General features: G+C 48.8%; 11 protein-coding genes. All 11 read left to right on the top strand.

Going from position 1 to position 22149, the window contains the following annotated elements; all coding sequences use genetic code 11:
• Positions 1-98: 98 nt before the first annotated feature.
• The 11 genes from C7460_RS08375 to C7460_RS08425 all read left to right on the top strand — a co-directional run bounded on the left by C7460_RS08375 (position 99) and on the right by C7460_RS08425 (position 22103).
• The gene (locus C7460_RS08375; protein ID WP_115867648.1) at positions 99-1094 is read left to right on the top strand and encodes a c-type cytochrome; all 996 of its coding nucleotides are present in this window, start codon (positions 99-101) and stop codon (positions 1092-1094) included.
• A 310-nt stretch (positions 1095-1404) separates the two neighbouring features.
• On the top strand, positions 1405-2511 hold the full coding sequence (locus C7460_RS08380; RefSeq protein WP_147302893.1) for a carboxypeptidase-like regulatory domain-containing protein: 1107 nt from the start codon (positions 1405-1407) through the stop codon (positions 2509-2511).
• Between the two features lie 494 nt (positions 2512-3005).
• The gene (locus C7460_RS23700) at positions 3006-5081 is read left to right on the top strand and encodes a T9SS type A sorting domain-containing protein (protein WP_170147939.1); all 2076 of its coding nucleotides are present in this window, start codon (positions 3006-3008) and stop codon (positions 5079-5081) included.
• Between the two features lie 125 nt (positions 5082-5206).
• Entirely contained in the window at positions 5207-7489 is a 2283-nt protein-coding gene (locus C7460_RS08390) for a carbohydrate-binding protein (RefSeq protein ID WP_115867650.1), read from the top strand.
• A gap of 283 nt (positions 7490-7772) precedes the next feature.
• Positions 7773-12290: a glycosyl hydrolase family 18 protein gene (locus C7460_RS08395; RefSeq protein WP_115867651.1), complete on the top strand. Its 4518-nt coding sequence runs from the start codon at positions 7773-7775 to the stop codon at positions 12288-12290.
• Between the two features lie 94 nt (positions 12291-12384).
• On the top strand, positions 12385-14733 hold the full coding sequence (locus C7460_RS08400) for an Ig-like domain-containing protein (RefSeq protein WP_115867652.1): 2349 nt from the start codon (positions 12385-12387) through the stop codon (positions 14731-14733).
• 1039 nt (positions 14734-15772) lie between these two features.
• Entirely contained in the window at positions 15773-17308 is a 1536-nt protein-coding gene (locus C7460_RS08405) for a tyrosinase family protein (protein WP_115867653.1), read from the top strand.
• A complete protein-coding gene (locus C7460_RS08410; protein WP_115867654.1) occupies positions 17305-18096 on the top strand; it encodes a DUF2182 domain-containing protein in 792 nt (263 codons plus the stop codon). The genes C7460_RS08405 and C7460_RS08410 overlap by 4 nt, the downstream gene beginning before the upstream one ends.
• A 63-nt stretch (positions 18097-18159) precedes the next feature.
• Positions 18160-18624 carry a hypothetical protein gene (locus C7460_RS08415; protein WP_221409480.1) on the top strand — a complete coding sequence of 155 codons (465 nt, stop codon included), beginning with the start codon at positions 18160-18162 and terminating at the stop codon, positions 18622-18624.
• 426 nt (positions 18625-19050) lie between these two features.
• Positions 19051-20529 carry an amidohydrolase family protein gene (locus C7460_RS08420; protein ID WP_221409481.1) on the top strand — a complete coding sequence of 493 codons (1479 nt, stop codon included), beginning with the start codon at positions 19051-19053 and terminating at the stop codon, positions 20527-20529.
• Positions 20530-20954: 425 nt separating this feature from the next.
• Positions 20955-22103, top strand: a complete 1149-nt coding sequence (locus C7460_RS08425; RefSeq protein WP_221409482.1) for a tyrosine-type recombinase/integrase — start codon at positions 20955-20957, stop codon at positions 22101-22103.
• The last annotated feature ends 46 nt before the right edge of the window (positions 22104-22149 follow it).

The raw sequence follows: 22149 nt of genomic DNA on the forward strand, positions 1-22149 counted from the left end.
GTTGCATTTGGTCTGCTTGATCAATTACCCACTTAAACACCGGACTTGCAAGCTATTTAGGATTTTAGTAATTTTCATTAAACCTAACTTCCCTAACCATGAAAATTCTAAAAATCCTTGGTATTCTGGCACTCACTGTTCTATTACTTATCGCCGGAGCCACTCTTTATGTGTCCTATGCCCTACCCAACGTAGGCGAGCCGAAAGAACTTACTGTTACACCTACTCCAGAACTCATCCAACGAGGCGCCTACCTGGCCAACAGCGTGGCTGTATGTATGGACTGCCATTCCAAGCGCGATTTTTCCAAATTTTCCGGGCCTATCACTGCTGCGTCTTTTGGTACAGGTGGCGATGTATTTGATCACAACCTCGGGTTTCCGGGTGTGTTTACAGCCAAAAACATAACACCGGCAGGCATTGGCGACTGGACTGATGGAGAACTATACCGACTGATTACCACGGGTGTCACGCGTGAAGGGAAACCCATTTTTCCAGTGATGCCCTACACCAGCTATGGCAAAATGGCTGATGAGGACGTGCAAGCCATCATAGCCTACTTACGTACACTCCCGGCTAAGAGCAGCGAAATACCGCCCTCCAAGGCGGACTTTCCTATGAACCTAATCATGAAAACCATACCCAAACCCGCAGACCCACAACCTCTTCCTGACCGCAGTGATGTACTCGCCTATGGTAAATACTTAACTACAATTGCAGCGTGCGCTGACTGTCATACGCCACAAGACAAAGGTGCTCCCATCGAAGGCATGCACCTGGCAGGAGGGTTTGAATTTAAGCTCCCCGGATTTGGTGTGGTGCGCTCAGCAAACATAACCCCTGACACCAGGTACGGTATCGGCAGCTGGACCGAAGACTTTTTCGTGCAGCGATTCAAACAATACGCTGACAGCACCTATCAACCACATCAAATAGCAGCAAATGAATTCCAGACCGTCATGCCCTGGCTGATGTATGCCACCATGGAGGAAGAAGACCTAAAAGCCATCTACCAGTACCTCAAAAGTGTTGACCCTGTAGGACAAGAGGTAGTCCGATTCACTCCAGAGTCTGAGCTTTTAGCGATGGAATAACATTTGGCTCAAAACCTACTGCCGTACTCTCATTGAGTACCGCACCACCCTATACCCCTCCTATCAGGCTGCCTATTCAACAATACATTGATTAGGCAGCCCAAATCCTCTCCGTCACCCCATCTAACACCCCCTCATAAACTATTGATTTACAATGCTATAATCATCATTACTGATGATTTCTTTTTATTTAACGCCATTACTTACTATTTTAACAAAACCATTAAGTAACAATCATTAAAAAACAGCTATGGAGGATGCCGAAAATCCACTTAAAAGAGTAGGCAATAACACAACTATCTTTTTCATTATGAAAAACCAATTAACAACCACAGTTTTCATGGTGGCCTTAGCCCTGCTATGGCTAGCAAGCTGCCAGCAGCCCGAACCATCTTCTCCATTTGAAGAAGTTTCGGCAAATGCCAACTCTCCACAGGAAGCCAGCGGACTTCTATTGGACCTTTCGGGAGCGCCAGTGCCTGATGCATCGGTGCTTCACCAATCTCAGGTCATTGCTACGACTGATGCCGATGGAGCCTTTCAAATTCCGGCAGTCCTTTTAGATCAAAATGCCATCCTTACGTTTTCGCATCCGCAGTACGTCACCGTAATTCGTCGTGTGCAGCCTAATTCCAAATTGATTTTCTACCTAAATGAAGCTGCCAGAGCCATTCGTCTACCAGCTAATGAAGGAGGGACGATTCCTTTAGGTGATGCAGGTAGGGCCAGCATACCACCACAAGCATTTGTGCAGCCTGATGGCTCTCCGGCTGTTGGTGATGTAAACGTGATAGCGTCTTTCGTAGATGTTTCGGATAGCCGTCAGGTTCGGGGTGCTCCGGGTACATTCATTGCTGACAACAATGGCGAGCTCATCCCATTGGAGTCCTTCGGTATGCTAGAACTAACAGCCACCACGAATGAAGGTACCGAACTATCCCTTGCTCAGGGGGCAGCCATCAATGTAGAGCTCCCACTGATCATGGAAAACACACCTGACAGGGTAAACCTCTACAGTCTGAATGAAGAAACCGGCCTTTGGGAATTAGACGGTGAGCTTTCGAATACAGGCAACAGCCTTCAGGGAGAAATCACAAACACAGGCATCTGGAATGCCGATGAGCCATGTGCCGACTCGTTGGTATGTGTAAAAGTGAAAATTGATGACCCAAATAACCTGGGCTGTGGTGTAGCAGCAGAGGGACTATCCTATGCCGGGTGGGACGGACTCTATACGCCCGATGCAGATGGATATGTGTATTTCAATGTTTGCCCTAACAGTGTGATCGAACTGCAAGCATGTTTTCCGTTGTGTATCCCGTGCCCTGGTCCGGTATATACAGCTACTATAGATCTCAACACGGTCACGATGAACCCGAATGGGTGCACAGACCTTGGAGTCTTTGTTTTAAATTAATTCATAACTAATTGCTGCTCTGTACGTCGAAATAAACCCTGGCGTATAGAGCAGCATTATACTTTTCAAACACCTCATTTCATCGATAAACAAAAAAACATCATCCAGTCATCAACCCCCTCAACCCCAACTAATTGGGGGTATATCACCATCATTATCAGGGGTATATTATTTTCCTACCAATGGCATTTGCTATCTAAAAGCAAAGCATATACCTTCATTTTTAACCGCCAGCAGTAACCAACCGAGCATGCCTTCGGTTTTTCGCAGAAGTCCCCCCATTGCGATCAGCTATTCCTCGTGAGTGTAGTCTGATTGGCTTTCTTCTTTAATGGTTAATAATTCGGCAGAGTAAAGGACAAAGAATGGAATCCTCCATTCTTAAACTGGTGCTCCATGCGTGAGCAACAGCAGCTTTCTATGCCCTTATATTTTGAATACAAAATACATAAAGACGAATTATTAATTATACCTAACACATAACCAAACTACAGATGAAAAAACCAAGCTACACATTACTATTGTTGCTATTTCTGGCAACTACTATCACATTTGCTCAACCCACACCCCCAACGGGTAAAAAGTGGGAGAAAATAGAAAACATGTCGGATGAATTTAATGGTACGTCACTTGATCTTTCGAAATGGGCCAAATCTGATCCTCAATGGGCTGGAAGAAAACCAGCTCGATTTGAAACGTCGGCAATCTCCGTTGGTGGAGGTAATCTCCGAATTACTGGAGACGTACTTTCTAACCCAGGTGGCGGATGGACCCATCAGGGCGGACTGGTACGTAGCCTTGCAAAAGCTACTTACGGGTATTATGAAACCCGCATGAAGGCTAACAAAACGTTTCTATCGTCAACTTTTTGGTTGTTTAACAAGCGTAACGAACACACTGGCTGTGATGTGCGCACCACAGAACTGGACGTAACCGAAACCATCGGATGGAATACGGGAGGACATACCTGGATCGAAAATAACATGAAGCGTATGAACTCCAACACTCATAGTAGAGGAACTACCTGTAGCAGCACACCGGTAGGTCAGCAAGGTGGTCATGCCGAACTTGGAGAGTATGCTTATCAAAACTATCATACTTATGGGGTCTGGTGGAAAAGTAAAAATGAATTACTGTTTTATTTGGACGGCCAATACAAGTATACGATCACGCCTCCGGCAGATTTTGACCTGGGCATGTACTTGCGTATGGTAGTAGAATCCTATGACTGGAATCCCCCTAAAAACGGTGATGACGGCATGAACGGGTCCTGGTCCCAACGCACGACCTATTACGATTGGACACGCTCCTGGAGACTGGTAGATGACACCAGCAGTGGCAACAATACCGTGAGCTGTGCCTCTTTACCTTCCTCAGTAGCTTCCAGCACGTCCATTACAGTGAGCGTCCCTTATGAAGCCAGCCAAAACAGAGACGTTGTTGTTGAGTTTTGGGACACTGGATGGTTAGGCCAGGGTAGCACTACGGTAAGTGCGGGCTCGGGTACCGCCCAAGTCACAATCCCATTGAATTCAGCTCCTCCGGCTGGTAGTAACTACCTGTTTAAGACGAGCATCCGACCAGTTGGGGCCGACTGGACACAAAACATCGATGCCTGTCAGAAAAACAATGTGACGGTAACCACCTCCGGCCCTGAATCGGTTAGTTGTTCCTCCCTACCTACCAGTGTGGCTTCTCAAACTTCGTACACAGTATCGGTCCCTTATGTAGCCCATCAATCCAGAGATGTAGTGGTCGAATTTTGGGATTCAGGCTGGATCGCCGAGGGCAAAACCACTGTAAGTGCAGGATCCGGTAATGCATCTGTGACAATCAACCTGCCTGCAGCCCCAGCAGCAGGCAATAACTACTTATGGAAATCCAGCATCCGACCTGTAGGTACCGATTGGACTCAAAACATCGATGCATGCAATCAAAACAATGTGACCGTGACTGGAGGATCATGCGATGTACCTTATTCGACTTCCGACCTTACTATCAACAATCAAACCATCAACTGGTCTTCAGGAATAATCGACATCTCCTGCGCCTCCAGTGTAGACATCTCCATGGTAGCGGCCGGCGTGGGTCCCATGGAAAACGCAGACTACCTCAATATTTACTACAAACTCAATGGAGGATCGCAGGTGGCCATTTTGGAAAACACCAATACTTATAGCTCGAATACACTGACAGTAAATGGGCTGAGTGGCAACACACTTGAACTGATAATCAATGGCTACACAAGCTACTCAGACGAAACGTATACCGTCAGTGACATCAGCGTAAACAATGCCAGCGGAGCTCGCCAGGGACTCGCACCAGATCCAGAGTCTCTCATCAGCATCTATCCTAACCCGCTGACCTCAGGATCTGTAACCATCAGCATACCAGACCAAAACGTTTCAGCCATTCGGATTTTCAATGTGATGGGACAAACCGTGTACTCGGCTGAGCAAGTGAAGGGTCAACACCGTATCCCTCGCTCAAAGTTTGCAGCCAAAGGCATCTATCTCGTAGAGATTGCTACTGCACAAAAAACCATGCAACGGAAACTATACATCCGCTAACATGCTATTCCCCGGGACACCCAGATCCCGGGGATATTTTTCACCTACCAGATCGTCCGACGACCCTGGTAAACAACCTATTGGATTACTAAACTTTATGTATAACTAGCTAAAATGGAAAAACCATGAACACAAAAATCACAATTCAATGCCATGTACTAGTACTGCTGCTCCTGATCAGCACAGCACTTTTTGCTCAACGCCCGTACTTCAATAAGAACACCGATATTCTTATTGCACAGTTTGACAGCAAGCCAGACCCTGACGACATCCATGCGCAAGCAGCTTTGGGCTCCATGCTGGCTCACAGTGATCTAAGTGGTGTTAACTATTATGCTGTAGCCGGTGCTGTTGGCACTCAAAATGGTACTTTCATAGACTCTGACGCCTTGTTTGACATGGCCTTCGGCAGTGGAAACTGGACCGACGCTGACGCCAATTGGTGGGGGTCTGTAACCAACATCACAAACAAAGTAGTCCCTATACTCCAAAATGGAGGAAAAGTATGGGTACAAGAAGCAGGGCAGTCCAACATTACAGCAGACTGGATATATCAGGTATTGCAATCAGTAGCTGCTTCCACCGTTAAATCAAACGTCATTGTGGTACAGCATAGCAATTGGAATGAAGACCATACGGCCGCCTCGGACCTCAATTACGTAAAGGACAAAGCCACCTACTTTGCCATAGATGATGGCAATGCCCCAGATGGTGCAGGCTGGGGAGATCGTGGACCCTGGAGCACTCCCGAATACCGCAGCCAAAGCAGTACCTGGATGGCTCAGGCCAAATCTTCACCCAACCCCATAGCCAAGCAACTTTGGACAGAAGCCGACCGTGTCATAGATGATATGTGGCCAAACGGATATCCCCATGACTGGTCGTACATCCACTATGATGGTGTAGACTACTCTGACTGTGTAGAAAACTGGTGGATATTCAATATAGGAGCAGATGCAGATAGCAACTCCAAGTTTTGGGCTCGATACGTTACCAACACACCTTCAGGAGGTGGTAACAACACCGTGAGCTGTGCCTCTTTACCTTCCTCAGTAGCTTCTAGCACTTCCATTACGGTGAGCGTCCCTTATGAAGCCAGCCAAAGCAGAGACGTTGTGGTTGAGTTTTGGGATGCGGGATGGATCGCTCAGGGTAAAACAGCCGTAAATGCCGGCTCCGGCACCGCCAATGTCACCATCAACCTATCCTCTGCACCTCCAGCTGGCAGCAATTATACCTTCAAAGTAAGCATCAGACCTACGGGTGGAGACTGGACCACCAACATTGATGCGTGCCAGAAAAACAACGTTACGGTGACTTCTGGTTCATCAGGTCAGACACCATATGGTGGCACCAACCGAACCATACCAGGTACCATAGAGGCCGAGCACTACGATGAAGGTGGTGAAGGTGTGGCTTATCATGACACCTCTACAGGAAACGCCGGTGGATTGGTAAGGTCTGATGACGTGGACATTGAAGCACGCGATGGCGGACATAATGTAGGCTGGACCGCTAATGGAGAGTGGCTCGAATACACAGTAAATGCCACTGCAGGCACTTACAACCTGGAAGCCAGAGTAGCTGCTACTTCCACAGGTAAAAACCTGGTGGTAAAACTCGATGGCACTACGCTAGGCACGGTAAATGTGCCCAACACTGGAGACTGGGGAACTTTCCAAACAGTAACTCTCAACAACATCACTGTCTCTGGAGGAAATGACAAAGTGCTCCGCATTGAGTTTGATGGAGGTAGCGTTAACCTTAACTATGTGCGCTTTGTATCCACCGGAAGTGGTAGCTGTGACCTACCCTACTCCAACAGCGGCTTTAGCATCAGCAACCAAACCACCAACTGGAGTTCGGGGGCCCTCGATATCAGCTGCGCTGGCAGTGTAGACATCTCCCTGGTAGCAGAAGGCGTGGGACCCATGGAAAATGCAGATTACCTCAATATTTACTACAAACTCAACGGAGGATCGCAGGTGGCCATACTGGAAAATACCAACACTTATAGCTCGAATACACTGACAGTAAATGGGCTGAGTGGCAATACGCTGGAACTCATAGTTAATGGCTACACAAGCTACTCAGACGAAACGTACACCGTGAGCAACATCAGCGTAAACAATGCCAGCGGAGCTCGACAAGGACTCACATCAGACCCAGAGCCCCACATCAGCATCTATCCTAACCCGCTGACTTCCGGATCTGTCACCATTAGCTTACCAGACCAAGAAGCCTCAGCTATCCGAATCTTTAATGTAATGGGACAAACGGTGTATTCCGCTGAGGAAGTAAAGGATCAACTACGCATCCCGCGTTCACAATTTGCTGCAAAAGGTATATACCTTGTGGAGATTGCTACTCCACAAAAAACCATGCAACGTAAATTATTCATCCGCTAACACTCAATTCCCCGGGACATCCAAATCCCGGGGATATTTTTCATTGATGACTGTCAATACTCGAAAGAAACAGTCATCAAACCCTGTAATCATTCATTTTCAATTCCTGAAAAACGCCTCCTCTACATACTCATACCATTAGGAGGTGATTCATAGCCATTTAGCTATTTTATTTTCCTTCCTTTAGAGGCTTTCATATATTACTATCTCCTTTTTCCACGGAAGCTCATTTATCGCGATAACATGGAGCTCATTTAGTACTTAACCAAAACTAAAAGCTACCATGAATCTATTTTATTGTAATTGCAGAAGCCTGCTAAGGGCGCTCTGCTTTGGCATTGCCATGTCCTGGGGATTGCTGAGCATGGCTCAGGTAAACACAGGCGGCTCAGCCACCACATCCAACCACACCAAGCAAGTAGTAGGCTACATCACCAACTGGGACGCGTGGAAAGCCGCCAATGCAGGTCTCCCTGCTCAGGGAGCTCTCACTCATCTCAACATTGACTACTCCAAGTACACCATCCTCAACTACTCCTTCTTTGGTGTAGCAAAAGATGGATCACTGCACAGTGGGGACCTTCGCAACAAAAACATCTACCAACCCGCTGCGGTGCAGGAACCCGGAGACATTTTCTACACCGATATCTATAGTAGCTGGGACATGCATCTGCTTTTCGGGGAGATCGAACCGATCCAGTATATCAATCAGGAGGCCGCCGATCGCTGTGCAGCACAAGGATTTGTGGTGCAGGTAGGCGGCAATAGCTGGGAGCAACCTACCTGGGGACTTTCTGGAGACTTGCCTGTTCCCTTGCATAAGGAAACAGGTGCTCCGGGTCTTCTGGAACTCGCTCACCAAAATGGTGTAAAAGTAATGGCCTCCATCGGAGGGTGGAGTATGTGTAAGCACTTCCCAGAGATGGCCGCAGACCCTGTAAAAAGAGCCAAATTCGTGGCTGACTGCCAAACCCTGATCAACACGGGCTTTGATGGTATAGACCTGGACTGGGAGTATCCTGGCCATGCAGGTATGAACTTTACCGGTACGCAGGCAGACTTTGCCAATTTCCTCACACTCGTACAGGAAATTCGAGCAGCTATTGGGCCCGACAAACTCATCACCTCAGCATTTTCTGCTGATCCTGCAAAACTCCAAGGTTTCGATTGGGCGACACTATCTGCCAACATGGATTACTTCAACATGATGACCTATGACTTCAATGGGGGCTGGTCCAACATCGCAGGGCATAACGCACCTATTTACCCCTATACAGGCGCTGAAGCTCCTACATTCAACTGGCAGTCGACACTCAACGGCTTACTTTCGCTAGGGGTCTCTCCTTCGAAAGTAAACTTTGGAATCCCTTTTTATGGACGAGGCGTCATTACCGACGGACCGGCCGCACTCAATGCGCCTACCGTAAAGCGTCAAGAGACAGTACAACCCGATGGACCGATTACCACCTGCGCCGATTTTACCAACTGGCCACGGGATGTATACGATGGCACTCCTAACCATTACTACATCAAAGACCAGGCGCTTGGAGCAGGATCTGGCTGGACTCGCCTCTGGGATGATGAAGCCAAAGTACCCTACCTCGTAAAGGACAACTATTTCCTCAGCTATGATGACGAGCAATCTATCGCCCTAAAGGCAGACTACATTGTAAACAATAACCTGGCAGGAACGATCGTCTGGACCGTATATGGCGATCTGGAAATCAGTGGAACGGCAACTAACTACGGCACCAAACTGAAGCGTTGGAGCAACGTGCAATCACCACTGATCAATACCGTGAACGAGCGCTTCGCAGCGGGTGGAACGGGAGGCAACGCCTCTCCTACTACTTCGCTTACGGCACCGGCAAACGGCAGCAGCTTCACACCAGGTGACAACATCACCTTAACTGCATCTGCCAGCGATAGTGATGGCTCCGTAACGGAAGTAGCCTTTTACGCAGGCAGCACCCTCCTTGGGACCGACAACACTGCTCCGTACAGCTATACCTGGACCAATGTGGCTCAGGGCAGCTACACTTTGCAATCCAAAGCCACGGACGATGGTGGTGCCACAGCATTTTCTACTGGGGTAAACATCACTGTGGGACAGGCCCAAAACCAGGCTCCAACGGTGAGCATCACCAGCCCGGCAGATGGCAGCAGCGTTACCGAAGGCACTTCCGTGACGATAGAAGCTTCCGCATCAGATTCGGATGGAAGTATATCGAAAGTAGAGTTCTACGAAGGTACCACACTATTAAGCACAGACACTTCCACACCCTATAGTGCAGTATGGAATGCGGCAACCGCGGGTAGTTATACGCTTAGCGCAAAAGCTTTTGATGATCAAAATGCTACAGCAGAAATCTCTATTGCAATTTCAGTAACTACCTCAGGAGGAGGCGGTGGATCTGGCTGCGCCGCCCCACAATACGTCGAAAATGGTGGCTATGACGCTGGAAGCCAGGTGCAGAATGCTGGAGGACTCTACCAGTGTAAAGAATATCCATACAATGGATGGTGTAATGGCGCAGCATGGGCTTACGAACCGGGAGTCGGAGCTCACTGGCAAGATGCCTGGACCTACGTACAAGAATGTAGCGGTGGTGGTAGCAATGCTGCTCCCACAGTGAGCATCAGCTCACCAGCAGACAATGCCAGCTTCGATGAAGGCACTACGATCTCTATCAGCGCAAATGCCTCAGATAGCGATGGCACGATAGCCAAAGTGGCCTTTTATGCAGACGGCACATTGCTTGGTGAAGACACCAGCGCACCCTATAGCTACGACTGGAGTGGAGCATCTGTTGGCAGTCATGCGCTCACGGCCATCGCAACGGATGATCAAAACGCAACGACCACCTCTGCGGCTGTCAACATCACCGTAAATAGCACAGGCAATCAGGCGCCTACTGCTAGCATCACAAGCCCGGCAGCTGGCTCCAGCTATACAGAAGGCTCGGCAATCACCATAGACGCAAGTGCCTCAGATGCAGACGGCACAGTAACCAAAGTGGCCTTCTATGCCAATGGCACCCTTTTAGGTGAAGACACTAGCGCTCCTTACAGCTATACCTGGAACGGTGCATCAGTAGGTAGCCATTCACTCTCTGCTGTGGCCACTGACAATGCAGGCGCTACCGGATCTTCTACTACAGTGAGCATTAGTGTGACGAGCTCCGGTGGGGGTGGAGGTTGTACATCCAGCTTTCATATTGTAGGCTATCAGCCGTCTTGGAGTGGATCAGCCAATGACATCCAGTACGATAAACTCACTCACATCATCTATGCCTTCATCCGACCCACAGCATCCGGTGGACTTACCGCGGTGGAGCAGCCCGCCAAGCTACAATCCATTGTGAGTCAGGCTCACGCTCAGGGCGTAAAAGTGATGATCGCAGTAGGTGGATGGTCTGACCTTAACAATGCAGACTTTGAAAGCATGGCTTCTACGCCTTCCGGCAGGCAAAATTTCGCGGACAATCTACTGGCACTCTGTAACCAGTACAACCTGGACGGTGTGGATATGGACTGGGAGTACCCTCGTGAGGGCAACACTCCGCAAGACTACCTGGCCATGATGCAAGTACTCGGACAAACGATGCGTGCCAATGGCCTGCTCCTGACAGCAGCAGTAGCCGCACACGGATACTATGCAGACGGTATCCTCGACGGTGTATTCGCAGAGGTAGACTTTCTCAACCTGATGGCCTATGATGGTGGCAGTGGGTCTACCCACTCACCTTACAGCTATGCAGTAACATCGCTGGATTACTGGCTCGGCCGTGGGCTTCCTGCTCACAAGGCGATCCTCGGGGTGCCTTTCTATGCCAGACCTAGCTGGAAATCCTATGCTACGCTGGTAAGTGAAGGTGCTGATCCCTATGCAGATACCTACAACGGCGACTATTACAATGGCATCACCACCATTCGGCAGAAAACGAATCTCGCGGAGACACGCGGTGCTGGTGGAGTAATGATTTGGGAGATCTCTCAGGACATCACCAACAACGTATCACTTTCATTACTCAATGCTATCTATCAGGCCGCTCCTTCGAGCTGCCCCCCGACAGGTGACCCGTCGGTAAACATCACATCACCTACAAACGGTGCACAAGTACAAACCGGTACGGCAATCACGCTGACTGCTACAGCGTCGGACGATGGATCAGTGAGCTCGGTGGTATTTAATGTGGATGGCCAGAACTTGACAGCAACTGCCTCGGGCAGCACCTATACCGCCAGCTGGACACCGGCGACTGATGGCAGCTACACCATCACGGCCACTGCAACTGACAATGACGCCAACACAGCCACTGATCAGGTGACTGTCTCCGCTTCGGCAATGGTATGTACTGCTCCTGAGTGGTCTGCCTCTGCCACCTACAATGGCGGTGATGAGGTTCAATACAATAGCGTACGCTACCGCGCAAAATGGTGGACGCAAAATGAAAACCCGGAAACCAACTCTGCGCAGTGGGATGTATGGGAAAACCTGGGAACTTGCACTTCTCGCATGGTCAATGGCTCCTTTGCGGCTAAACCGCAAGTGATCAAAGCCTATCCGAATCCGTTTAGCGATCATCTGACTTTCGATTTGGAAATGACCCAGCAAAGTGTACCAAGCATTCGCATCTACAATACCGCTGGACAGCTTATGCTGGAATCCTCACCCGGAATACTGGGCAAGGGCTTGTACCATCACACCATCAATGCTGCTGACCTGCCTGCTGGCATCTACTTCAGCCACCTGGTGATCAATGGGCAAACCTTGATTCAAAAAGTAATCAAACACTAACCAACTAACATAAGCTATGCTCGTCGGGCTCTTAAAATTTTAAGAGCCCGCAGCACGCTTTTAATCCCTATCCTACCATGAAACCACAAACACTATGATTTACCTCAACTTAACCTCGCGGCTCCAACAGCTGCTTTTCATTACCTTTTTTTTACTCACCACCTTCGCCTTGTATGCGCAAACCGACTGCACCAACCTACCCACATGGTCCTCCAGTGCGGTCTACAATGGCGGTGATCAAGTACAACATCAAGACATTGCCTATGAGGCCAAATGGTGGACCCAAAATGAAAACCCCGCCAGCAACTCTGCTCAATGGGACGTCTGGAAGGTCCTCGGCAACTGCTCCGGTGGCGGTGGCGGAGGAGGCACTACCAACACCCCTCCAAATGGCAGCATTACCAGTCCCGCAGATGGCGCTTCTTTCAATTCTGGCAATGTGATCTCCATTTCGGCGAATGCCTCTGATGCGGATGGCAGTGTGACCAACGTGGAGTTTTTAGCCAATGGCAGTGTGATTGGCCAGGATGCCAGCAGCCCGTACAGCTTTAGCTGGTCTGGGGCTGCTGCTGGCAGCCATCAGCTCACCGTCAGGGTGACGGATAATGAGGGAGCCACCACTACCTCTTCAGCAATAACCATCACCGTAACCAACCCCCCATCGGGTGACTGCAACGGTACCCCGCAGTATGTGGAGGCCGGAGGCTATGACGCGGGCAGCCAGGTACAAAACGTTGGCAATATCTACCAGTGCCGTGAGTGGCCCAACTCGGGATGGTGCGATGGCGGTGCGGCGGCCTATGCTCCCGGCACAGGTTCACACTGGCAAGATGCCTGGACGTTTGTCTCAGAGTGCGGAGGAGGTTCCGGAGGCGGAGGTGGCAATTCTGCCCCTACGGTTTCAATCACTAGCCCTGCTAATAATACCACCTTTAGCCCCGGTGCTACCATCAATATTTCGGCGGATGCCTCCGATGCGGATGGCACGGTAAGCAAAGTATCTTTTTATGAAGATGGCACCTTACTGGGTGAAGATACGTCTGCGCCCTATGCCTACAGCTGGTCGGGCGCTCCGAACGGCAGCCATGCACTCACAGCCGTAGCTACCGACAATGAAGGCGCTACAACCACCTCTACAACCGTATATGTATCCGTCTCCAGCGGTGGCACACCAAACCCCGGACTGCCCGATCGAGTGCTGGTCGGCTACTGGCACAACTTCGACAATGGCTCTGGTGTGGTGAAGCTCCGCGATGTATCACCGAAATGGGACGTGATCAACATTGCTTTCGCAGAACCCACAACTCAAGGCGGAGCTACCATGGCCTTTACACCTGACAATGCGATCTACAGCTCTACACAGGAGTTTAAAAATGATGTGGCTTACTTACAAAGCCAGGGTAAGAAAGTGCTCATCTCGATCGGTGGCGCCAATGGCACCATCCATCTGGACAACAGCCAGGACGCACAAAGCTTCAGCACCACCATGACGAGCATCATCAACGAATATGGCTTTGATGGGCTGGATATCGACCTGGAAGGCAGCTCACTCTCACTGGCCGGCGGGGACACGGATTTTCGAAACCCGGTCTCCCCTCGCGTGGTGCACTTCATTCAGGGTATGGATGCCGTTCTGGCCAATTTCGGTTCGGACTTTGTCCTGACTGCTGCTCCCGAGACGGCCTACGTGCAAGGCGGCTACTCTACCTACGGTGGTATTTTTGGGGCCTACCTGCCAGTGTTGTATCACTACCACAACCGACTGGACCTACTCCATGTGCAGCATTACAACACCGGCTGCATGCTCGGGCTGGACGACCAATGCTACTCACAAGGTACAGCAGACTTTCATGTAGCTATGGGCGAAATGCTAATGCAGGGCTTCTCTGTGGCAGGCAACCCAACGAGTTTCCCGGCTTTCCGTCAAGATCAGATCGCTATAGGGCTGCCCGCATCCCCTTCCGCTGCAGGTGGTGGCTATACGGCAACTGGTACCGTGATCCAGGCACTGGATTACCTGATCAAAGGGCAGTCTTTCGGAGGAAATTATACCCTGATCAATTCAGCTGGCTACGCGGGATTCCGCGGACTAATGACCTGGTCTATTAACTGGGACATTAACTACGGTTATGAGTTTTCGAACACTTACCGCCCCTATCTGGACGGCTTACCTACGGCACGATCAGGAAGTAGTAAGGTGCTGACACCAAAGATCCAACTGGGACCAAACCCGATGACCAACCACCTACACATCAACCTCCCTGAGGAGGCTAGTGTAGCGCTACGGCTTTACAATCAGGCAGGGCAGCTGATGCAGGAATTTGGCGGCAGCCAAACTGGAGGACTCCAAACCTGGGATGTCTCCAGTCTGAGCAGCGGTCTCTACCTGCTGCATGTCATGCACGGCGAGGAGCGCAGTATCTACAAACTGATCAAACCATAAGAAACTGTTCATAGAAACCAGCCCCCAGCCAGCGGACGGATACTTCCGGAGGTATTGATGATCAAATTGGAAAAAGGAGTCATCAGGGGGTTGGTTTTGCTCTTTACCAGGGGCTTGCACCCGCTTACAAGCATCTAAAACGTACTTACAACCAACTTTTCGGCCCTGCAGCCGTCTTACGACCACTTACAACCAACTTTTTGATTCTGCAGCCAACTTATGGCCGCTGCAGGCGTCTAAAACGCATTTACAACCGTCTTTTTCATTCTGCAGCCGTCTTACGGCCACTTACAACCAACTTTTTGATTCTGCAGCCAACTTATGGCCGCTGCAAGCGTCTAAAACGCATTTACAACCGACTTTTTCATTCTACAGGCGTCTGATGACCGCTTACAACCAACTTTTTCATTCTGCAGCCAACTTATGGCCGCTGCAAGCATCTAAAACGCATTTACAACCGTCTTTTTCATTCTGCAGCAGTCTTACGGCCACTTACAACCAACTTTTTCATTCTGCAGCCAACTTATGGCCGCTGCAAGCGTCTAAAACGCATTTACAACCGACTTTTTCATTCTACAGGCGTCTGATGACCGCTTACAACCAACTTTTTCATTCTGCAGCCAACTTATGGCCGCTGCAAGCGTCTAAAACGCATTTACAACCGTCTTTTCCATTCTGCAGCCAACTTTTCCATACTGCAACCGTCTTACGGTTTCTGCTGGCGTCTAATGGCTGCTTACAACCAACTTACGGAAATTACATCCAACTTTTCCAAAATGCCGCCGTACTACGACCAAAACAAAGCAACGAGACCACCTATTCACAACCTCAAAAAAAGACCATAAAAACACCTTTAAATTCAATTTATCGCATAAATAGAAACATCTTACCTCCTGTTGTACACCCACCTGCAAGAGTTAAGTAGTATTTTCTGTTTAATTGTAACGGTTTGAATTGGATCGGATCAATTAATTTCCTACTTTGACCCAAAACGGTCTAACGACCCCATTCACCAGTAACCAATTAAACACGTAATACCATGCCTAACTTCACTCGAAAAAATGCCTGGAATCAGGGAGGCACTTTTGACAACCCGGACCTTTTGTGGTACGCAAAAGGCGTAGGTGTCTTGCAGTCCAGATCATTAGACGACCCCAACAGTTGGTGGTTTTTTGGAGCCATCCACGGAGTATATCTAAAAGCACTGGATCCAGACATCCCCTCAATGTACTTTTGGAGTAACATCCTTTCGCCCCCGAGCGTACCCACCACTCCACTGCCTAGCAAAAGCTTGCAAGACACTTTTTGGAAGCAATGCCAGCACCAAAGCTGGTTTTTCCCTCCGTGGCACCGAGGCTACCTCATCGCCATAGAAGCTCAGGTGCGGCAGGCCATCATCGATTTGGGTGGCCCCGAAAACTGGTCCATGCCCTACTGGAACTATTTCGGGCCAGATGATCAGTATAAGATCCCGCCTGCATTTATGGAAAAAACCTTACCCGACAGCACTCCAAATCCACTCTATGTGGTGGCTCGCTACGGGCCCAACAATGACGGAAATGTGTATGTGGACACCACCAAAGTTTCTCAGCAAAACCAAAAAAACACGCTCTACACCGGCAGCAATGCCAATACCCAGTCACCAGGATACGGCGGGCCCGACACAGGATTTTGGCATGGGGGTACTCACCCCAGTGGCAACCTGGAAAGCAACCCTCACAACACCGTCCACACGCTCGTCGGGGGTATAAAAGGGAACAGCCCCGGTCTGATGGCTTATCCCGGACTGGCGGCTTTGGATCCGGTGTTTTACCTGCACCATGCCAACATCGACCGCATGTGGGCTTCGTGGAATGCCAACGGCAACACCAATCCGACAGACGCCAACTGGCTCAAAGGCCCTGCAGCGGTAGGCGAGCGAGAATTTGCCATGCCCATGCCAGATGGCAGCACGTGGAACTTCACACCGGAGGATGTTAGCGACTTAAGCAAACTCAATTACACTTATGAGGACCTTTCCACGCTAAAAAGCGTTACCTTAGAAAAGGCAGTTGCCCGCAGACTACAAAAGCTCGGGGTATCGCCTACAGACAGCTTAACAGCACAAAACATGGCTTTAGGTAAAAATGCGGAACTCATTGGGGCTCACGACAAGCCGCTTAGCCTGGGTGGATCTGGACTACAGACCACTGTAAAACTAGACAGCAGCGCCAAAAAGAAAGTAAACGAAGGTTTTCTGAAAGCTTCGGCCCTCAACATCCCCGACAAGGTATACTTACAGCTAGAGCATGTGACCGGCACACTGGATGCCAACATCCTTACCGTATCAGTAAACCAAAAACTGGCTGGGCACGTGTCGCTCTTTGGGCTGATGGAAGCCTCAGCAGAGGGTGGTCACCATGGCGGCTCAGGGCTCACTTTGAATCTGGAGATCACCCACATCATCGATGAGTTGCATCTGGATGAGGAGTTTGATGCAGATGCACTGGATGTGACTGTGATTCCGAACAACATCCCGGAGAATGAATCCATCACTGTTGGTAAAATAAGCGTATACCGCGAGCAGCAGCAATGATCAGACAACTCAACGGCCGCCACGCCATCAGCGTGGCGGTCTTTTTTATCAGTGGATTTTGCTGGGCAGCACTTCTTTGGCCCCACAGCCCTACAGACAGCATGAGCATTTGTCTGGGTACTACCTATAAATCGAACACTGCACTGAGTAGCACAGGTCCGGCGCTGACACCTTCCGGTCCGCTAGCCGGATGGATACTCATGGTAGCTGCCATGATGCTCCCAAAACTTATTCCCCACCTGGAGCTCATCTATGCACGCAGCCTTAAGCGCAGACGTGTAGAACTCATGGTGCTTTTTACGATGGGGTACCTCTGCCCATGGGCAGGACTGGGATGGGTGCTGTATTACTTCAGCCCGCTGCTGAGTGGTTTTCAATCCGTTTCGCTGGCAGTACTTTTCGGAATCGTAGCGCTAGTCTGGCAGTGTACGCCCTGGAAGCAATACTGCCTCAACAAAAGCCATCACCATCCGGCTATACCTACTTTCGGACCTGCGGCCAGTCGTGAGACCCTCTACTATGGACTGAGCCACGGAGGCTGGTGTGTCGGCTCTGGATGGGTGCTCATGCTTTTCCCACTCACCCTACCCGCCGGACACCTACTGGCTATGGCACTGCTGACCCCCGTGATGATCAGCGAACACATGACCGCTGTGCGTCCTGCCCGGTGGCAATGGCCACTAAGGCTTAAGCTATGGAAAATCCTTACTAAAAAAGGAAGTACCCGCGCGTTAATGACAAGCATCAAAACCCTAAAGGCACCATGGCTTGGACCTTTCAAAACCTAATTTCATTAATTTGGCATTCCTAAAGAAACTATTCACATCCTTCGCCACCAAATCGCCTTGCTCATGGAAATTAAAGCACTAAAAAACAGCTCGACCTTAGCGTCAAACAAAAAACTTCAGAAAACCTACAGTCAATTTGATCAACTACTGAAAGAGCTCAGGACAAAGGAGTTACCAGAACAGGTAATCGAAATAATCAATGCGGGCATCGACCAGGTGCACCAGGCGATGGAAAATGAGAAAGTGTTGCAGAAACAAATCAAACAGACCCAAACCATCATTTTAAAACTACTGGAAAAAGAACTGAAGCTGGTAACTAAAAACCACTACCGCAACGTTTGGCTGGCGGTAGGCATGGCCGCTTTTGGCATTCCAATGGGCGTAGCTTTTGGCCTTAGCTTTGGAAACATGGCTTTTATAGGCACTGGAATGCCCATTGGCTTGGCTATCGGAATAGCCATAGGTACAGGCATGGACAAAAAAGCCTTTGATGAGGGCCGGCAGCTTGATATGGACATAATTGGCTGATAATAGTTCATTGTTGCCAGCGTCTGATGACCACTTACAACCGTCTTTTTCATTCTGCAAGCGTCTAAAACACATTTACAACCGACTTTTCGGTTCTGCAGCCGTCTTACGGCTTCTGCAACCGTCTAAAACACATTTACAACCAACTTTTTTATTCTGCAGCCGTCTTACGCCCGCTGCAACCGTCTAAAACGTAATTACAACCAACTTTTTCTTTCTGCAGCCGTCTTATGGCCGCTGCAACCGTCTAAATCGTATTTACAACCAACTTTTCGGTTCTGCAGCCGTCTTATGGCCGCTGCAAGCGTCTAAAACACATTTACAACCGACTTTTTCATTCTGCAGCCGTCTCACGGCCGCTGCAACCACCTGAAACCCGACTCAGAAAAGCTTATTTGGCTGTACTTTCAATAAGCACACATCTTAATGATGACTTCTCCCATTAATACCCATTTCATCTCCGAACCCTACTCTATGAATTCCCTTTCTAAAACACTAGCCTTACTAGCTATCCTAATACTTTCAAGCTGTGTCGACCCACAGTCTACCACCCGTGATGAGGGTAACGATCCTCAGGACAAAACTTACGTGATAAAAAATGTGAACATCATCCCGATGACCAATGCAAATGATGTCATTGAAAACGCAAATGTCCTGATCAAAGACAATTTCATTTACTCGATTAACGATAGCATACCAAGCAATGCACTCACTATAGATGGCACTGGAAAATGGCTCATTCCTGGACTGATAGACATGCATGTCCATACTAATGCTGATTTGAATTTCAGAGCAAACAAACCAACCCAGGGTGCCACTTTCTTTATGAATACACAACACGTCATGACTCCTCATGTCGCCAATGGCGTTACCACTATTTTTGAATTGAGTGCACGTGTGGAGCATTTTGGTCAAAGAAATGAGATTGCCAAAGGCGAGGTAGTGGGCCCGCGTATGGCACTTGCCAGATTGATCAATGGTGGTGATGGTAGCGGGAGTGTCAATACCGAGGCTGACGCACGGCAAGCAGTAAGAAGTGCTAAAAATGAAGGCTATAATTTCATCAAGGTGTATTCGCATCTATCTATTGAATCCTACCAGGCCGCGATTGATGAGGCACAAAAACATGGATTAAAAGTAGTCGGACATATCCCTGACGTTTTCAAAGGACAAACTGAAAATGCCTTTATCCTGCACTTTGGTCTGGTGGCTCACGCCGAAGAGCTTTCGAAACAAATCAGAAATCAACCGAAGACTGCGAAAGATGCTGAGAATTTTGCCAGAATGGCAAAAGAAAATGACACCTGGCTTATTCCTAACCTCATAGCAATCGTGAAAATTAGAGACCAGGTAAAATCACTGGACTCCATTCGCTCCATGGAAAGCTTGAAGTATGTTCACCCGCTACTTAGAGACAAATGGCTAAACTCTAATAACTACAACAAACACTCCAGTTCGGAATTTTTAGGCTATTTAGATAGCTTGATCGCATTTCACCAGGAAATTGTCGTGGCCTTCAAAGAGGCAGGTGTGCCGATGGTGTCCGGTACGGATGCTGGAGTTTCGGGAGTTGTGACCGGATTTGCGCTTCACGACGAACTCCAATTACTGGCAGAAGCCGGATTAACCAACGAAGAAGTCCTCATATCCGCTACGCGACACCCTGCAGAGTGGTTAGGCATAGCCGAAATGGTGGGTACTGTAGAAGAAGGCAAGTTTGCAGACCTTGTTCTGCTGGATGCAAATCCTCTCGATGAGATAAGCAACACCAGAAGAATTAGCGGTGTATTTGTAAACGGCACCTGGCTGGACAAGCAAAAAATTGACGCTTTGCTGAAGGATTTAGCAGATTGGAACACCGAAAATATCGATACTTATGAATGGCAAAAAAGGCGGATGTACTAACCGGCAAGCCTCCTGGCTCTTCTAACCACCATTTGCCCACTGCAAGCGTGAGAAGGCTACATACAAGCGTCTTTTCTATGCCGCAAGCGTCCACAGTCTGTTAACTACCGCCAAATTGAAAACTCAGCCAGCAAATTGATTTTCACCTGCGTCCGATCGGTTTTTACAAGCATCAGAGAAGGATTTATTGACGTTTCACGCCCATTTACAACCGAATTTTCAAATAGCTCAGGTGTCTTTCGCCCCTATACAATGGTGATACACGAGCCAAGGTGGTGTTGAAGATACTAGTGATGAGCGCAAGTCTAGAGTCTCCTGATCATGACCAGGCAGCGAAAACATTATTCGTATTAATATACGGATAGTTACGTATCTATACGTTTAATAACCACCCTACTTGTTTGATTTTCGGTTGGTTTACCTGCATGAAGTCTACTACGAGCCAGCGACAGCTTACTTTGAAGCACCTGGTCATTAATAATGAGCGGATGATCGGTATAAAATTTTACCCTGACAAAGTGATACAGGCCTTGATCAAAACGCTGGACAATCCCCGCTGGAGTAATGCATATGGTATGGTGGTGCTGGCCAATACTCCTGAGAACCTGAACGCTATTTTTGAGAAATTCAAAGGGGTGGCCTGGATCGACACGCGCCACTTTTTCATCAATAAACCAGTCAATAAAGGTAATGAGCCTTTATCTGTGGACAGCTTTCGCCAACGTAAACCGAAAAATGGTGCAAGTTATGTGCCTGAAGATTTTTTAGAGAAGCTGGAGATCAGGAGGTATTCACTAAACACGGCCAGGGCTTATATTGGTCACTTTGAGCGATTTATGACTGAAGTAGTGAAGGGTAGAAACCTGATGTCTGTGGGGGAACACGAGATTAAGAGTTACCTCGCCCAGTTAGTCAGGCAAGGATTGTCAGAGTCTTATATAAAGCTTTCACTCAATGCTATTAAGTTTTACTATGAAGTAGTAAAAGAGATGCCCAATCGGTTTTACACCATACACCTGCCTAAAAAACCGGATAGCCTACCAAAGGTACTCGCTAAAGCTGACGTGCTGAAAATGATAGACCGTACACACAATGTAAAGCATCGCTGTATCATCAGCCTGCTCTACTCTGCAGGTCTGAGGAGGCAAGAGTTACTAAACCTCGAGATTGGTGATATTGACAGCCACAGAATGACTGTAACCGTGAGACAGGGCAAAGGCCGCAAAGACAGAATAAGCCTACTCAGCACCCACTTACTCACGGATCCCAGGGTGTATTACCTGGCTCACAGGCCCAAAGTATATTTATTTGAGGGAAAAGAAGGTATGCCGTATTCCTCTTCTAGTGTCCGCAAGATCATACTTAAAGCAGCTAAGCTAGCAGGCATCAAACAGCATGTGACACCTCACATGCTTCGGCATAGTTTTGCTACTCATCTTCTAGAAGCAGGTACAGACCTGCGGTATGTACAACTCTTGCTGGGGCATACCAGCTCAAAAACGACTGAGATTTATACACATGTAGCTATTAAAGGTTTTGATCAAATCAAAAACCCATTAGATTTGGGCAGATAGAATAGGTTATAGTGCACTAAGTGTGCTAGACACCTTTGTTAGGGTT

The sequence above is a fragment of the Marinoscillum furvescens DSM 4134 genome, from assembly GCF_003386095.1.
Lineage (GTDB): Bacteria > Bacteroidota > Bacteroidia > Cytophagales > Cyclobacteriaceae > Marinoscillum > Marinoscillum furvescens.

Excerpts from the sequence above, each read along its gene's own strand:
- C7460_RS08425 (WP_221409482.1), top strand. The coding sequence starts at position 20,955 with ATGAAGTCTACTACGAGCCAGCGACAGCTTACTTTGAAGCACCTGGTC.
- C7460_RS08415 (WP_221409480.1), top strand. The coding sequence starts at position 18,160 with ATGGAAATTAAAGCACTAAAAAACAGCTCGACCTTAGCGTCAAACAAA.
- C7460_RS08375 (WP_115867648.1), top strand. The coding sequence starts at position 99 with ATGAAAATTCTAAAAATCCTTGGTATTCTGGCACTCACTGTTCTATTA.
- C7460_RS08380 (WP_147302893.1), top strand. The coding sequence starts at position 1,405 with ATGAAAAACCAATTAACAACCACAGTTTTCATGGTGGCCTTAGCCCTG.
- C7460_RS08410 (WP_115867654.1), top strand. The coding sequence starts at position 17,305 with ATGATCAGACAACTCAACGGCCGCCACGCCATCAGCGTGGCGGTCTTT.
- C7460_RS08400 (WP_115867652.1), top strand. The coding sequence starts at position 12,385 with ATGATTTACCTCAACTTAACCTCGCGGCTCCAACAGCTGCTTTTCATT.
- C7460_RS08420 (WP_221409481.1), top strand. The coding sequence starts at position 19,051 with ATGATGACTTCTCCCATTAATACCCATTTCATCTCCGAACCCTACTCT.
- C7460_RS08390 (WP_115867650.1), top strand. The coding sequence starts at position 5,207 with ATGAACACAAAAATCACAATTCAATGCCATGTACTAGTACTGCTGCTC.
- C7460_RS23700 (WP_170147939.1), top strand. The coding sequence starts at position 3,006 with ATGAAAAAACCAAGCTACACATTACTATTGTTGCTATTTCTGGCAACT.
- C7460_RS08405 (WP_115867653.1), top strand. The coding sequence starts at position 15,773 with ATGCCTAACTTCACTCGAAAAAATGCCTGGAATCAGGGAGGCACTTTT.
- C7460_RS08395 (WP_115867651.1), top strand. The coding sequence starts at position 7,773 with ATGAATCTATTTTATTGTAATTGCAGAAGCCTGCTAAGGGCGCTCTGC.